At 55.5% G+C, this 16446-nt stretch carries 11 protein-coding genes; 6 read left to right on the plus strand and 5 right to left on the minus strand.

Annotation, left to right across the window (positions count from 1 at the left end):
* Positions 1 to 12: 12 nt before the first annotated feature.
* Positions 13 to 843: a GNAT family N-acetyltransferase gene (locus tag JMJ16_RS41830; protein WP_201391235.1), complete on the plus strand. Its 831-nt coding sequence runs from the start codon at positions 13 to 15 to the stop codon at positions 841 to 843.
* Here the strand turns inward: JMJ16_RS41830 and JMJ16_RS55040 are convergent.
* Entirely contained in the window at positions 812 to 2620 is a 1809-nt protein-coding gene (locus JMJ16_RS55040) for a LuxR family transcriptional regulator (protein ID WP_236601924.1), read from the minus strand. The two genes, JMJ16_RS41830 and JMJ16_RS55040, sit on opposite strands and share 32 nt — an antisense overlap.
* A gap of 220 nt (positions 2621 to 2840) precedes the next feature.
* Positions 2841 to 6053: a tetratricopeptide repeat protein gene (locus tag JMJ16_RS41840; protein WP_201391237.1), complete on the minus strand. Its 3213-nt coding sequence runs from the start codon at positions 6051 to 6053 to the stop codon at positions 2841 to 2843.
* A gap of 354 nt (positions 6054 to 6407) precedes the next feature.
* Between JMJ16_RS41840 and JMJ16_RS41845 the strand changes: the two genes are divergently transcribed.
* The 4 genes from JMJ16_RS41845 to JMJ16_RS41860 all read left to right on the plus strand — a co-directional run bounded on the left by JMJ16_RS41845 (position 6408) and on the right by JMJ16_RS41860 (position 11755).
* A complete protein-coding gene (locus JMJ16_RS41845) occupies positions 6408 to 8129 on the plus strand; it encodes an ABC transporter substrate-binding protein (RefSeq protein WP_201391239.1) in 1722 nt (573 codons plus the stop codon).
* Positions 8130 to 8280: 151 nt separating this feature from the next.
* Positions 8281 to 9276, plus strand: a complete 996-nt coding sequence (locus JMJ16_RS41850) for an ABC transporter permease (RefSeq protein ID WP_201391241.1) — start codon at positions 8281 to 8283, stop codon at positions 9274 to 9276.
* Between the two features lie 3 nt (positions 9277 to 9279).
* The gene (locus tag JMJ16_RS41855) at positions 9280 to 10290 is read left to right on the plus strand and encodes an ABC transporter permease (RefSeq protein WP_201391242.1); all 1011 of its coding nucleotides are present in this window, start codon (positions 9280 to 9282) and stop codon (positions 10288 to 10290) included.
* A 61-nt stretch (positions 10291 to 10351) separates the two neighbouring features.
* Positions 10352 to 11755: a GH1 family beta-glucosidase gene (locus JMJ16_RS41860; RefSeq protein WP_201391244.1), complete on the plus strand. Its 1404-nt coding sequence runs from the start codon at positions 10352 to 10354 to the stop codon at positions 11753 to 11755.
* Between the two features lie 94 nt (positions 11756 to 11849).
* Here the strand turns inward: JMJ16_RS41860 and JMJ16_RS41865 are convergent, their stop codons facing one another.
* Complete coding sequence (locus tag JMJ16_RS41865) at positions 11850 to 12647, minus strand: NAD(P)-dependent oxidoreductase (RefSeq protein ID WP_201391246.1); 798 nt, start codon at positions 12645 to 12647, stop codon at positions 11850 to 11852.
* A 141-nt stretch (positions 12648 to 12788) separates the two neighbouring features.
* Here JMJ16_RS41865 and JMJ16_RS41870 point away from each other — a divergent pair, with 141 nt between their 5' ends.
* Positions 12789 to 13766, plus strand: coding sequence for an NADPH:quinone oxidoreductase family protein (locus JMJ16_RS41870; protein ID WP_201391248.1), 978 nt, complete (start codon positions 12789 to 12791; stop codon positions 13764 to 13766).
* A gap of 5 nt (positions 13767 to 13771) precedes the next feature.
* On the opposite strand, the gene JMJ16_RS41875 is transcribed toward JMJ16_RS41870, so the two are convergent.
* On the minus strand, positions 13772 to 15043 hold the full coding sequence (locus tag JMJ16_RS41875; protein ID WP_201391250.1) for a DUF790 family protein: 1272 nt from the start codon (positions 15041 to 15043) through the stop codon (positions 13772 to 13774).
* Between the two features lie 2 nt (positions 15044 to 15045).
* Positions 15046 to 16371: a DEAD/DEAH box helicase gene (locus JMJ16_RS41880; protein WP_201391252.1), complete on the minus strand. Its 1326-nt coding sequence runs from the start codon at positions 16369 to 16371 to the stop codon at positions 15046 to 15048.
* Between the last annotated feature and the right edge of the window lie 75 nt (positions 16372 to 16446).

Consider the following 16446-nt stretch of genomic DNA (forward strand, 5'->3'; position numbering starts at 1 on the left):
TAGACCAAACGTATGAGCGAATATCTTTTTATGGATGTGACGGACTACACATTCGTCCAGTTGAGCGAGATGCATAATAGTAGCTTTACCGATTATTTCTTTCCTATGCATATGACGCCGCAGATGCTTGCAGACTTCTGGCGCATCAATCATATCGATGCCAATCACTCTGTTGCCATGTATAGCACTGAGGGCGAATTCGTAGGCCTGGCACGCCTGGGAGTACGTGGGACGCGTGCCTGGTGTGGAGGATTTGGGATTGCGCCCGCCTTTCGTGGGAGGGGCGTAAGCCATCTCCTGGCAGAGCAGATGGTGTATGTAGCTCGCGAGGCTAACTTTGAGACGCTGCAACTGGAAGTCTTAACCCAGAATGAGCGCGCGATCAAGACTTACAAGAGGGCTGGCTTTGTCGCTCGTCGTCGGCTACTGGGACTCGAAGTCGCGACCGCGACGCTACCAGAGGCTGAGTCACTGCATGTTGAGCGTGTGCCGCTTGAGACGCTGCTGCCCTGGCTGAGCCACGACGCGGAGCTTCCTTGCTGGGGACGTGAACTGGCGAGCCTGCTGGCGCTGAGCACTGAGACGATTGTCGCGCCCGGTCCTGGTCGTGGTATGAATGGCCTGGTTATACAGCGCTCTCATGGCGTCACCCGTGTGCAGGCCGCCGTGCTACAGAGCGAACTAACTGACGCGGAACTGGCGAGCCTGTTGCGTGAGGCTGCGGGCGAGCATGCGAAGATTCAGATCTATAATGAACCTGCGAGTAGCGCTCTATATGCGCGCTGTCTCAGGCTTGGCTTCACCGAGCTCTTTAGCCAGCACGAGATGCTGGTACGTCTCTAGAGTTTAATGCAGGCGTAAGCTGAGACATAAGTTTAGCGAGCGCCTGCGTCCGACTTTTTACCTCAAGCTTACCGCAGATATTGGCCACATGCTTCTTCACTGTTCCCTCACTGATAATTAACCTCGCAGCCATTTCGCGATTGGAAGCTCCTTGCAATAGCAGATCAATGACCTCGTTTTCGCGTTGCGTAAATAGCTCGCGCCTTGCGTGCTTCAGGGTTGGTATAGCCTGGACTACAGGATAATAGCTTGTCAGATTGCCGAGCTGGTTATCCGCCTGGGGTAGGGCAATCATCGCGTTTCCGGTGGCCTGCGTGGCGTAGTAGAGCGCGTTGTTGAGCAGGCCATTTTGTTGATACCAGGTGCAGGCGCGCAGGTAAAGCTCAGGGAGCAGGGAGGCGCTATGCTGGCGCAGGTAGCCACGTAAGACCTCTGCGAACAAAGGCTGATAGCGGAACCAGCCTCTCTGGGAATCTTGCGCTTCAATGAAGATATTATGTCGTGATAAATAGTCGAGCATAGCCTCGCTATTGGCCTGGAGTGAGACCGCGCTGGCGAGCGAGATATCGAAGCTATCTAGAGGTGCGGTTGCCAGTAAGAAGCGCTGTACCTCCTCGGGCTGTTGTAGCAGTACCTCTTCCACCATATAATCGTTGAGATGGCGTTGGGGAAGTGCGCATACCTCCTCTATAGTTCCCCCCTCATGGATAGAAGCTACCAGCAGGTGCAGGGCCGTAATCCAGCCATTGGCGCGGGTTGCCAGGGTGACGTATTGTTCCGTGGTGAGAGGCTGCGCGAGCAGTCGCGGCAGGAGTTGAAGCATCTCCTGTTGCGAGAAGCGCAAATCATCCATATGCAACTCATTCAGGAGCCGCTGCGCGCGTAGCCGGGCCAGGGGTAACTCTGGACGTGTGCGCGAGACGATCACGAGGTGAAGCTGGAGCGGCATCAGCTCAATAAGTGTTGTGAGTGCCTGGTGGATCTCCTGTGCATAGAGCACATGATAGTTATCGAGTACCAGCGTAGCAGGCGTAGAAAGTCCGTCAAGTGCATGTAGGAGAGTGTGTAGACCCTGCGTCAGAGTCGCATGTGCGCAAAAAAGCTTAATGGATACCAGGTCACTGAGGCCGGGCATAACTTGTTCGAGAGCCGCGATAAAGTGTGACCAGAACCTGGTAGCCTGGTTGTCCTCTTTGTCTAGCGAGAGCCAGCTACATGCGCAACCCTGTGAGACTACTTCGTTATGCCACTGGCGTAAGAGGGTTGTCTTGCCCCAACCGGCAGGGGCGGAAATAACGGTCAGGCCTGTCTCCAGACTGTTTTGCAGCTTTGTGAGCAGACGGGGGCGAGGCAAAACGTCCCTGGCCAGGGGTGGCGTACGCAACTTGGCCTCGAAGAGTTGGTAGTTGTGCTGGCAGGAAGAGTAGGTACAGAGATTAATCGCGATAGAATTGAGGCGTTCGGCAGTAAGTTCCTGTGGTCTCCCCAGGTACATCTTGCGAATTCTGCCCTGTTGCTTGCGATAGGCATACCAATACCAGCTATTACGCTGACGCTCGTGGCGAGCGGTGAAGGAGCCAAAGTGGCTCTTGAAGGTGAAGGACTTGTTCTGAGCATCGGCGAGCCAGGTATACCACTGATGTGATCCAACTGTGACTCTCGGTGTTGTGTGTTGTGTATAGCCCTGCGGATGGTCTGGTAAGTAGTCTTGTAAGTATAAGTAGTCTTGTAAGTATAAGTGGTCGTCAAAGACCTGTGGTATAGGTTGTCGCAGCATAGCCCGCAACTCCTCATCTATGAAGAATCATGCAATAAAGAGCCTCTCTAACAACCTCAACTGTACCTGATCAAGGGTGCCGGGCACATCCGCATATATGCCTAATTTAATGGTAGCGAAAAAACTGGGTGAGTACGCATATAAGCTTATATGCGTACTCACCCCACAATCTCTGGGCAAAAGCCCACGGTCCACATCAATATATACCACATGAGGTTTCTCAGGTCAGGTGGTGTTCGAGAGCATAACGGGTGGCGGCGCTGCGGGAGGAGACGCCAATTTTGTTATAAATAGAGCTGAGGTGGGCCTGAACGGTACGCGGGCTGATTACCAGTTGCTCGGCGATCTGGGCGTTGGTAAGGCCAGTGGCGACGGAACGCAGGACCTCGACTTCACGTTCGGTTAGGTCATTAAGGTGGGTGAGAGTCGATGTGGTTGGTTGCGCCTGAGATACCTGAGTGTCAACTGCGGGTTGCTTCTCTTGCGTAAACACCTGTTCTGGAGTCATGTGCTGGCCTTCGAGCCAGGCGGCTTGAAAGCGTGTCTCTCCCAGCTGGGTCTGGGCCTGTGCCAGGGCAAGCTGATAGTAAGCGAGTTCGATGGGCGGAATAGGGGCGCTCATAGCGCTACGCAGGGTAGCTGCGGCCCCCCAGAGGCGCGCCGCTTGCTCGGGCTGCCCCTGGGCCACGCAGATTTCGCCCAGGCGCTCCAGGCAGGAGGCGATGAACCAGCGATTGCGAATCTGGATGGAGATCTCCAGACTTTTTACGATTAAGGCTCGGGCTTTCGCCATGTCGCCTCGAAGAAGGGCAAGCATGCCGAGGTCGGCCAGGCGATAGTAATTGGTCTGGATATCGTTTTCGCTATAGCTCTCTTCCAGGAGCCTCTGCGCGGTCTCGTAGTCGCCTTCGATCATGTAGAGCAGGGCCATGACACCCAGGGCATCGGCGATCTGACGTCTATCGCTGACTTCGCGCGCAATATTGAGCCCCTCGGTAAAGAGCTGGCGGGCCTGCGTGTTCTGGCCCTCGTTGAGGACGACAAGGCCAAGCTGGATCAGGCGAGGCGAGATAACTTCGTGGTCGTTAATGGCGCGTGAGATCGCCAGGCTCTCCTCCATGTAGGTGCGTGCCGCGTCATAGTTGCCGCGATGAGCCTCAACGTGACCTAGCATATTGAGCGAGGCAGCGGTCATGGCATGGTTTTCCAGGCGACGCATGCTTGCCAGGCTTTCGTTGAGTAAGGTTATGGCGAGTTGCAGGTTACCCTGATTAAACTCGACGCTGCCGAGAGTAAAGAGCTGGGAGGCGATGCCCTCTTCGTTCTCTGTCTCGCGAAAGATAGCCAGGCTCTGCTCCAAAAGCGTCCACGCGGCCTGATCCTCGCCCTTCTGGTGGAGGGCAACCTCGCCCAATGTCCCAAGATACTGAGCAATCTTATTCTCGTTGCCCAGTTCTCTGGAGACCGCTGAGCTCTCCGCGAACCATGTTTGGGCTGCTGAATAATCTCCCATATAGAACGTCAGCATGCCCAGGGGAACGAGGACGAAGGCGATACCAACGCGGTCGCCGACCTGGCGATGGATCTTCAGGCTCTCGGTGAGCAACTGGTAAGCAGGAGCATAGCTACCCAGGTGCGTTAAGACCTGGCCTAGCTTACTCAGGCGGTAGGCGATACTACGTTTATCTTGCAAGCGCCTGGCGATGGCCAGGCTCTCCTCGTAGTAGGTCCGGGCTTTTTCTAGATGATAACCCAGTGCGACGGCCTCATCGGCCAGAGATGCCAGGACATCGGCGATGGTATAGAGATCCTCCTGCGTGCGCGCGATAGCCAGGCTCTCTTCGAACAGAGCATGACCCTGAAAAGGTGAGGTGCGGGCATAGGAACAGCCGAGTTGATGCAGCGTTGTGGCAATGCCTCTTTGATCCTGTAGCTCGCGGTAATAACCCAGGGCCTCTTCTAGCAGCTCGGTTCCGCGTTGGTAGAGACCCTGGCTGTCCGCCAGGACGCCAGCGGCATAGCAGGCACGTGCCAGGATATGCTTTGCGACCCGGGCGGGCCTCATGCCCTGCAAGGCCCTTTCTAACCATTGAAGTCCTTCGCTCTGATGATTGCGAATGAGCCAGAAGCGCCAGAGCGCGCTCCCTAAGCGTAGTGCCAACTCGCTTTGGGGTTGGGTCAGGAGGCGCTGGAGGGCGGCGCGCAGATTATCATGCTCTTGTTCGAGACGCTCAAGCCATTGAACCTGCTGGGCCTGGCGCAGGTGTGGCTCGGCCTCCTCCGCCAGGGCGAGATAGTACATTGCATGGGCATCATAAGCCGCCTGGGCCTCTGCACTGGCTCGGAGCGTCTCCTCACCATATTCGCGAATGGTTTCCAGCATGACCAGGCGCGCCTCTTCGTGGGTGCGCTCAACCATGCGCAATAGATTCTTATCGATGAGCGAGGTGATAGGTGTGAGCGGATCACCCTCATCGGCATCGATGGCCTGGCAGAGATGCTCGACGGCCTCCAGCGTGCAACCGCCCACGAAGGCGGAGAGGCTGCGAAAAAGCTTTTGCTCTTGCGGATCGAGAAGCTCATAGCTCCAGGTCAAGGTGGCGCGCAGCGTTTGCTGGCGGCGAGGGAGGTCACGTGCTCCATGCGTAAGAACTTGCAGGCGGTGTTCCAGGCGAGCGAGTAGCTTTCCTGGCGGCAGAATTTTGATGCGGGCCGCAGCTAGCTCAATGCCCAGGGGCAGGCCATCGACACGCGTACAAATTTCCGCTATTGTCTGCGCATTCTCAGCCGTGAGTTGAAAATCGGTTTTGACGGAGCGCGCACGCTGGACGAAAAGCGCGACCGCCGCGTTATGCGCGAGGGCCTCAAGGTCGGTCGCAAGTTTTAGATCTGGTAAGGCTAGTGGAGGCAAGGCAAACTCGTGTTCCGCCCGCAGGTGCAGTACCTCCCGGCTGGTTACGAGAATTTTCAGAGCCGGGCAGGTCGCGAGCAGCTCCGTAATAAGCGGCGCCGCAGCGATGACCTGCTCAAAGTTATCGAGGAGGAGTAAGACATGCTTCTCGCGCAGATAACGTTTGATGCGCTCCAGGAGCGGCATCTCATCGAATTCTACGAGACCCAGCGATTGCGCCAGGGTGGGTATAAATAACTCGGAGGAAGAGGTTGAGGCCAGTGCGACGCGGCGTACACCATCGGAGAATGCAGGTTCAAGCTCCGCCACGACTTGTAGAGCCAGGCACGTCTTACCCACACCCCCGGGACCAGTAATAGTAAGTAAACGCATAGCTGGATCGCGTAGCAAAGTAACTGCCGAGGCTATCTCTCGCTCGCGCCCAATAAGGGGCGTTAAATGAACCAGGAAGATATCTCTGCTCTCTGGTTCAGGTCGCGGCATATTTGTATTTGTGGTTAAGGGTGTTGGTAAGTCGGGCATGAGTGTGTGCCTATAAGGGAGATAGCTGTGTGTGTTCATCGATGTCAGATGCTTTTCTGGTTCCCAGGGTTACCTAACGGTACGTATACTATAATACACATCCATAAATATGTCTAGTTACATTATTTCCCGCCTCTCAACAGCGGTTAATCATTTTTTAAGTAGGTGTAGTGGCATGGACTACGAGCTTGCCTCGTAGTCCATGCCACTACACCTACTTAAAAAATAAACCCACAAATACTACTTTTGTTGCCTGCCTTACTGGCTGGTCTCCAGATACACTATGGCTACAAATTCATCGCAGCAGAGATTCTCTTACCAAATCAACGTTGATATTTTGACTGAGGAGGTTGTATGACTCCCAATGTATCGTCGCGAAGCCCTCGTAAAGGGGGCCACGGCAAAGGCAGGATGGTCCTGTTCTCGCTGGTCGCTATCTTTGCCATGCTGCTCTCAGCATGTGGTGGTGGCAATGCCAGCAATCCAGGCTCGAAGACGACGACCCTGAATGTTCTGGCCTCGCCCAATGGAAACTTTAAGGCCAGTAACTTCAATCCGTTTATCGATCCCAGTAATGGCGCGATGTATGGCGCGCAGGGCATGATCTACGAGACACTCATCTACATGAATCGCTATGATGGCAGTGTCACCGATATGCTCGCGTCTGACCACAAGCTCGCTGACGACGCCAGTAGTGTGACCTTCACGATCCGTAATGGTGTCAAGTGGAATGATGGCCAGGCTTTTTCCGCCGATGATGTCACGTTCACGCTCAATCTCTTGAAGCAATACCCCGCTCTCGATCAGCAGGGCCTCTGGACGGCCGTCATTAAAGATGTCACAAACCCTGACTCTAATACCGTCAAGGTTGATTTCAAGAGTCCCAATTCCACCGCACTCTGGAATTTCTCCCAGCTCTACATCGTTCCTAAGCATACCTGGTCCTCGGTGTCTGACCCGGCAACATATACCAATGATAAGCCAGTTGGTACCGGCCCCTACACTCTGAAGTCCTTTGGTCCACAGGCTTATACCTTGCAGAAGAATGCCAGCTATTGGCAGTCGGGCTTGCCAAAGATCGACCAACTGCGTTACCTGGCCACGAGCGATAATACGGCTGCGCAGTTGAAGATCTCCAAAGGCGAGATTGATTGGGCCGGTGTGGGTTGGGATCCCAAGTATGATGCCAGCTTTACCCAGGTTGATCCCCAGCACTATCATCACTGGTTCCCTGGTAATAACACCGTCATGCTATACCTGAACCTGACGCACGCTCCCTTTAATGATCTCAAGGTTCGTCAAGCCATCAGCCTTGCGATCAACCGGGATGACATTCATGCGAAGGCCGCACTCTACGCCGATCCCGCCAATCCGACGGCTGTGCTGCCCTCTCACAAGGCCTTCCTCTCTTCTGATTATCAGAACGCGAAGTTCTCGCTTGATGCCGCCAAGGCTGAGTCTCTGTTAAAGGAGGCTGGCTACACCAAGGGAAGCGATGGCTTCTATCAGAAGGATGGCAAGAAGATTTCCTTCCAGATGATTGTGCCTAGTGGCTGGGCTGACTGGGAGGCCACGCTCGCGGTTATCTCCGATAACCTGAAGGCGATTGGTATCGACGCGAAGCCCAATTCCCTGGCTACACCCGACGTCTACACGGCTGCTCTGAACAAGGGCGACTATGATGCCGCCATCTCCTGGACGGATAAGGGTCCATCTCCGTACTTCACCTTTGTCGACCTGCTGCGTAGCGACAAGACCTGGAGTAATGGCAAGGCGATTGCTGGCGGCTCGACCAACTGGGAGCACTGGCAGGATTCCGCCACCGACAAACTGCTGAATCAGTACCTGGCTTCGGCCGACCCGAATGCGCAGAAACAGGCCATTCAGGGCATCGAGAAGATCATGGTTGATCAGTTGCCGGTTATCCCGCTGGACTACAATGTCGGCTGGTTCGAGTATACGACGAAGAATGCCGTGGGCTGGCCCGACCAGAATAACCCATACGCGTATGGCTCGCCGTTCGATGCACCCGACAATGAGAACATCGTTCTCCACCTGTCACCAGCAAATAGCTAGGTAATACAACCTGTAGGGTCCGGTTTGCAGTCCATGCAAGCATGGACCCTACATACCTTGTAGGGTCCATGTTGGTGACTGAACTTGTAGAGTCCATGCTTACTAGAACACGTAGGGTCCATGCATGCATGGACTAGAAAAAGGAACCCCAATGCGTCATTTGCTCCGCCGCGTAATCTTCTATGTGGCCGCATTGTGGGCCTCGGTTACGATTAATTTTATCCTGCCCAGGTTGATGCCAGGCGATCCGATCCAGGCATACGTCGCGAACTTGCGTGGGCAAGGAAATGTTACCGAGGCCACGCTCCAGGCGTTGCGCGTCCAGTTTGGTTTAAGTGATGCGCCTTTGCCCGTTCAGTATTTCCAGTATCTAACAAACCTGCTCCAGGGGAAAATGGGCATCTCGATCTCGCATTTTCCCTCACCCGTGCTCTCGGTGATTGCCTCCGATATCCCATGGACGCTGGGCCTGGTTGGTACGGCGTCGGTGATTAGTTTTCTTCTGGGCACACTCCTAGGTGTGCTTGTCTCCTGGCGCCGTGGCTCCTGGCTTGATACCGTTGCCGCCCCTTTGTTGACCTTTTTCTCCGCTATTCCTTACTTCTGGCTGGCGCTTGGACTAATCTATCTGCTTGCCTTCCGCAACAGCTTTTTCCCGCTTGACTCGGGTTATGACACGACGAGCGACATTGGTCCTAGTTGGGACCCGGTCTTTATTGCTGGTGTGATTCAACATGCAATCTTACCCGCCGCCACAATTGTCATTAGTTCGATCGCGGGCTGGATGCTGAGTATGCGTAACTCAATGATTACCACGCTTTCGGAAGATTATGTGCACATGGCGCGTGCCAAAGGACTCTCTGAGCGTCGCGTCATGATGGCCTATGCCTCGCGTAACGCCATTCTCCCCAGCATCACCGGCTTTAGTATGTCGCTGGGTTATGTTGTGGGTGGCTCCTTGCTTACGGAGATGGTCTTCTCATATCCGGGGGTTGGTTTCGACCTCTTTAATGCCATCCACCATCTCGACTATAGCCTTATCCAGGGCATCTTCCTGTTTATCGCGCTTGCGATGCTGGCGGCAAACTTCATATCTGAGATCGTATATATGCTTCTAGATCCACGCGTGCGGAATGAGAGGGGCTAACTGATGGGGATAGATCGAGGAACGCCGCCCAATACACAGGGCGTGCTCAATGAACCTGTTGCGCCAGGCATTTTAACAACAGCGAGTCCCGAAACCGTGATTGTGCCCGCGAAGAAGCAGAGCCTCTGGAAGACGCTCGTCTCGGTTGTGACTGTCAACCCGCGTATGACGACTGGTTTCTGTATTCTGGGCTTCTTTGTCCTGTTAGGCCTGGTCGGTCCCTTCCTTGCCCATTATAATCCGACCGGGCTTTCAAATGATCTGTTTCAAGGCCCTTCAGCTAAACATTGGCTGGGTACAACGCCACGCGGTGAAGATATCTTCGCACAACTGGCTTATGGTACGCGCTCCTCGCTGTTGATCAGTTTTGTTGCGGCGATTGGCTCAACCTTGCTCTCTATGGTAATAGGCTTGACCGCAGGCTACTTTGGCGGCTGGGTCGATGATGCGCTCTCCTTCCTGACCAACATTTTCCTGGTGTTGCCAGGGCTGCCCCTGGCCATCGTCATCGCGGCCTTTGCCGTGAAGGGAACATGGACGATCATTGCGGTGCTCCTGTTGACGAGCTGGCCCTGGGGGGCGCGTGTCCTGCGCGCGCAGACGCTCTCGATCAGCCAGCGCGAGTTCGTGGGTGCCTCCCGGCTCATGGGCGAGAAGCCCTGGCGGATCATCTTCTCCGAAATCCTGCCTAATGAGATCGCCATTGTCTCATCCGGCTTTGTGGGCACCTTCATTTATGCTGCTCTGACAGAGGTCGCGTTGGAGTTCCTGGGTCTGGGCGATGCCACGACTCCCACCTGGGGTGTAATTCTGTATTGGGCACAATCGGAGAATGCGCTGCTCTCCGGTGGCTGGTGGCAATTTGTGCCACCGGGTCTCTGTGTCGCTGTACTATGTGCGGGCCTGGCCTTTATCAACTTTGGGATCGACGAGTTCGCGAATCCAGCGTTGCGTACAGAACGCGGTCTGCGCAAGTTGTTGAGGCTTACAAAGAGGATGAAGGTTGTCGCATAAATACTCTACCCATGTGTGGCATTGAACTCCTATGCCCACACATGGAGAGACAGGAGCATACATGAGTAGCACAGAACAGATCCAGACGTTATCATCCGCCGACCTGGCCTTAGCAAGAACCTTTCCAAAGAACTTTGTCTGGGGTGCGGCGACGGCGGCCTATCAGATTGAAGGCGCGGCCCAGGAAGATGGACGCGAACCCTCCATCTGGGATATGTTCGCGGCTATCCCGGGCAAGGTGCATCAAGGTGATAATGGCACTATCGCGAATAACCACTATCACCTGGTGCAAGAAGATGTAGAACTAATGGCGCAACTGGGCCTGGGTGGCTATCGTTTCTCTATCGCCTGGCCGCGTGTTATTCCCCAGGGGCGAGGCGCCGTCAATGCCGCCGGGTTGGATTTTTATGATCGCCTGGTAGATACATTGCTTACCAAGGGCATTACCCCTTTCGCCACGCTCTATCACTGGGATCTGCCCCTGGCGCTACACCAGGAAGGGGGCTGGACGAATCGTGATACGGCCTACGCCTATGCCGATTACGCTGAGATCGTCGCCCGACGCCTGGGAGACCGCGTGGCTGGCTGGATGACCCTCAACGAGCCGTGGTGTTCGGCCTATCTAGGCTATGGTATCGGGATTCACGCGCCAGGGGAGCAGGACCTGCAACAGGCCATAGATGCAGGCCATCATCTCTTGCTCGCGCATGGCCTGGCCCTGCCGCGCCTGCGCGCTAATAGTGCGCCCAACGTTCCAGTAGGCATCTCACTCAATTTCACTCCCATTTATCCTGCCGATGAGCGTGCTGAGACTCTGCGCGATGCCGAGCGCGCGGACCTCTTCGTCAATCGCTGGTTTATCGAGCCGCTTGCCCGGGGACAGTATCCTGATGGCCTCTTTGCTGCCCTGGAAGTTGAGCCTCCTCCTGTCCAGGCTGGAGATCTTGAACTCATTGGGGCACCTATAGACTTCTTGGGCGTGAACAACTACACGCGCGATGTCGTGCGTGGGGGGACCACGCCCGCGCGCGCTGATGAGTCGATCAAGGTAGGACCCGTTCCCGGAGCCTGCTATACCGAGATGGGCTGGGAGATCTATCCCCAGGCCCTGGCTGACTTGTTGATCCGCCTGCACCGAGAGTATGGCATGCAAGCCCTCTATGTTACGGAGAATGGCGCAGCCTTTAAGGATAACTGGGATAGCGGCGACCAGGTACATGATCCCCGGCGCGTTGCCTACATGCAGGAGTATATTGGCGCGCTTGCCAGCGCGATTGAGCAAGGAGCGCCTGTACGCGGCTATTTTGTCTGGTCTCTGATGGACAATTTTGAGTGGGCCGAGGGCTATGCCAAGCGTTTTGGCATCGTCTATGTGGACTACCAGACGCAGCGCCGGATTACCAAGGATAGTGGCCTCTGGTACAGCGCACTGCTTGAAGCCTGGCGCGCTAATACGGTTTCATAAGCTGCCTATCGTCACAACCAGCCTCCTGAGCGGCGGTGCTTGCCTATATAGCCACATATGCTATGTGAGCAAGCACCGCTTTTTGCTTGCGGTTTCACTTATTCTGTAACCAGGCCTGGAGGATCTCTTCAAAGAGGTCAAAGGCGTCATCCTGGGGAGCGTAGCCGACGAGTTCGCGAGTGCTGTTGATATTCAGGCGTTTCAGGTGGTTATCGGAGATACCGTGAACGATGGCAAAGGGGATATTGGGGGTCTCAATGCAACCAATGAGGAGCTGGTTAAAGTCACGTTCACTAAGATATACGCTTAACCCACGTGGATCTGGGTATTTATGCATCCACTCAGGAACAACGCCGTTTCTCGTATAGGCGCCAATACGGATTGCGATACTTGAGAGGCCCTCACTATGCGCGAAATAGGTGGCCACAGCCTCACCAAAGCATTTACTCACCCCATACATATTGCCAGGCCGGACAGGAGTCTCGATGTGCCCCTGTATATCCTCCGCATAGCCTGAGAAAACATGCGCGCTGCTGGCGAAAACCACGCGCTGGCATCCCTGGTCTTTAGCGGCACGAAAGATGTTGTAGACGCCCTGGATATTGTTGGGGAGGAGTGACGAGTAAAAATCGGCCTCGGGACTAGGGTCAGCCGCCAAGTGTACCACGATATCGATATCGCGGCATGCCTCCTGGCATGCCAGGGGATCGGCGATATCCAGCGTGATGACTTCGTGCTCCTTTACCAGTTCTTCGGGCAGAGTAAGCGGTGCTTTATCTGCCAGGCGAAACATATACCGCGAGGAGGTGGCAGCGAAAAAAGCTGAGCCAATCCCCCCGGCAGCACCAGTTAACAAAATTCTTGTACGTGATGAAGTTTGATGACTGTCCATGCCGCTTGAAACCTTTCATTTTAGTTCGTATCATACCAGGAGCATACGTATGTGGCAAGCGGTGATAAATCTAGCCTCATGGTACAATGCCAATAGATAAAGGTAGATGCTTATTTCTCGATGTTGAGAAGGAGTATGTTTATGAAGGCTGTTATATGTAAGACATATGGACCACCTGAAAGCCTGGCCGTTGAGGAGCTTGAGCCGTTGCAGGCGGGCGCGGGCCAGGTCGTCGTCTCAGTCAAGGCGTGTGGCGTGAATTTTCCTGATACCCTGATCATTCAAGGGAAGTATCAGTTCAAGCCACCCCTGCCATTTTCACCGGGTAGCGAGATCGCGGGTATTGTGAAAGAGGTTGGACCAGGCGTAGCGTCAGTGAAGGTAGGCGACCCGGTTATCGTCTTCACGGGGCATGGTGGCTTCGCCGAGGAGATTGTGGCTGAGGCCTCACAGCTTATTCCCATGCCGCCGCAAGTAGATTTTCCCCTGGCGGCATCCTTTGTGCTCGCGTATGGCACCTCGCATTATGCCCTCAAAGGGCGAGCGCAGCTTCAGCCAGGCGAGACCCTGCTCGTGCTGGGAGCTGCGGGAGGCGTGGGCCTGGCGGCGGTAGAGCTTGGAAAAGCCATGGGAGCGCGCGTTATCGCCGCTGCCTCCAGTGCGGACAAACTGGAAATATGCAGGCAATATGGCGCGGACGAGGTCATTAACTATATCAGCGAGGACCTGCGTGAGCGTATCAAAACCCTGACGAATGGCGAGGGCGTGGACGTGGTCTACGATCCGGTGGGTGGGGCTTACGCGGAACCTGCGCTGCGTGGCATGGCCTGGGGCGGGCGCTACCTGGTCGTGGGCTTTACCACAGGCGAGATTCCACGCATCCCACTCAATCTCACGCTCCTCAAAGGTTGCTCGATTGTTGGGGTCTTCTGGGGTTCGTTCACGGCTCGTGAGCCGCAGCGCAACCAGGAGTATTTAAGCGAACTCTTTGCCTGGTTGCAAGCTGGCAAGGTCAAGCCCCTGATCTCGGCAAAGTATCCGCTTGAGCACGCCCCCGAGGCACTACGAGATATGATGGAGCGCAAGGTGAAGGGCAAGGTTGTGCTAGTCGTAGAGTAGCAAATCTACTTACGTTTACGTTTACGTGTTTGTGCTGGTCGAGGACCATACACGCGCTCTGCCATGGCCTCTACCAGCTCCATGACGTCTTTGAGCACGGGTTTCTGCTGGAAGAAGAGGACCTCGCTCTCCGTTTCCTGAAAGTCCTCTTCAGTGACATTCAGACCCTTATAGACCAGTAAGAGCAGGTGCTTGCACTGTGCAGCTTTCACCTTCTCGATTTTGCGCCGCAGGTAGGTGGGGTGCCAGAAGCCAACCAGTTCCACAAGGATGCGGCGTGTCTCATCTTGCTCGTCAATAAAGGTGAAGTCGGGTATCATCACGGTATCGCCCAGGAGCAGTACCTCGCTCTCGCGCTCAAGACGCCAGTGCTTGCGTTTCTGGCCGATTTTTTGCTCAAAGTCGTGGGCGAAGTCGGCCTCCAGGCGGCTATCAAAGGGACCGGAGGCTTTGAAATGTGAGCGGAGCTCCGAGGTGTAGTCCAGGTGGTAACGCAGCTCCTGGCGTGCCTGTGGCGGGTGGACGGAGGCACGTAGGCGCCATTGGTCGCATAAGAGGAGCGCGGGTAGGAAGGCGGCCATCTGCCGCCCGTAGCGTAGCGTCGAAGCGACAAAGGGCGAGATTGGTCCATCCAACTCAATGCGGTATCCCCCCTCGGGCAGTGCCTCGGCCCAGAACATGAGCTGGAAAAACTTGATAAAATGCCATAAGTCTTTGTAGTTGCTAAAGGCCTCGATGGTAATGTGCGAGGCCCAGTAGAGGACGCCGCGCGCCAGCTCAAGATTATAGCGTGCGAGGAGGCTGGCAGGTGTCCAGACAGGCCCAGCATCGGTGAGTAGATAGAAGGCATTGCGGTCGGCGAAGAGCATAGAATCGAACTGTCCTGGTTCAATGGCGAGCGTTTGCGCCAGTTCTGTAAGTACCTGTTCGCGGTTGCGGGGGCTGAAGACATCGGGTTGTTTGAAGACGGGGCCATAGGCGAAAGCCTGTTCGCGAATGCTCGCGGGTGGCAGGGGAGTCGCGCGTGGAGTAAAGGTCGCGCCATCCATAAGCACCTTGGCCAGGCCACGCAGGAAGACATAGTCAACCCGTGCGCCCTCATAGAGCGCGAGGGCTTTCTCCAGGGCCTCCTGTGTGCAGCCCACATGTTTGTGCAGGATATCGATTAGCTCTTGCGCCGTCTGTTGCAGTTTGGGATCTTCTGGATCGACCATCTCGACCGAGAGCGTGGTCTCGGAGTGGCGCAGGCGAGGCCGGATCAGCTCACTGGTGAGCATGCTTAATCTCCCTTCCGCACATGACGACGCTGGGCCTTGCCCTCATCAATCGTCTTACGCACAAGCACCTCAAAAAGCACGGCTTCCCGCTCCTCTTGCTTGCGCAGAATTCTCCCCAGGCGTTGGATGTACTCGCGCTTATTCGATCCGCCGCCCAGAACGATGGCGATTTTGGCCGCAGGCACATCTATTCCCTCGTTGAGCACCCGGGAAGTAACTAGCACCTGATAGGTTCCATTTTGGAAGGCGTCTAGAATATGTTTGCGCTCGGCGACTCCGGTCTCATGCGAGATGACAGGGATGAGCCATTGTTGAGAGATCATGTAAGCTACGGCATTGCTCTCGGTAAAGATCAGGATGCGTTCGCCCGCATGTTCGCGCAGGAGTTCATCGAGCACGACGAACTTGCCTTCGCAGTTCCAGGTGATCTCAAGTAAGCGTTGACGTGCCAGTAGTGCCTGGCGCGCCTGGGTATCAAAGGCCGAGAGGCGCATCAGCTCACGCAACCAGTGTGGACCATGACTGCGACGTAAGCGACGCTCGCGAATAAAGCCGGTGTAGGTGGCGTAGGCCGCGTCATAGTCCACGCGCTCCTGCTCTGTCAGGTTGACGCGAATGCGCTCCGTTCGGTAGTCGGCCAACTGTTGCCCCACCAGATCGCGCAGGGGAAGGTTATAGACGGTAGGGCCAAGTAGCTCATCGACGCGCCAGCGGCCATTGGTCTGCTCTTCTTCCTCAGGATACGTTGCGGTCAAGCCCAGGCGGCAGGGGGCTGGCGTCATCAAGGCGGCCTCGCCCCAGGTACGCGCGGGCAGGTGATGCACCTCGTCAAAAATAAGTAAGCGAAAGGTATTTCCAGATGCAGCGATCAGGTCCCCTGCGGAGTGATAGGTGGTGACGGTAATCGGCTGGAGCAACTTTTCGCCGCTGTAGTAGACGCCGATCTCCGTCTGGAAGGCATTGACGAGGCGTGCATACCACTGGTGAACCAGGGAGATGGTAGGCACAATAATAACCGTTGAAGCCTTTACCTCGTAGATGGCGTGAATTGCCAGGAAGGTCTTGCCCGCGCCTGTGGGTAGAACGATGCTGCCGCGTCGTTCATGTTGCTTCCAGGCCTCCAGGGCGGCTAGCTGGTAGTCATGTGGCTCTCGTGTCTCATGCAGGTTGAGTGCCAAGCGTTTCCAGCGAGGAACGTCATCGCGCACCTGGTTCTCCTGTAGCCACGGGCGGATGGTGTGATAGTGATACGCTTCGCAGCGCCACTGGCCTTTAATGAATTGAAATGGCGGGGGAATGGATGCGTTAGGCTCTACATGTCGCAGCACTAGCGTTCCGCCCTGAAAGAAGATTGACGCGTTCATGCTGCCTAGCATAGCAGCATGAACGCGCTTCGTCCAGAG

The sequence above is a fragment of the Ktedonobacter sp. SOSP1-52 genome (assembly GCF_016587395.1).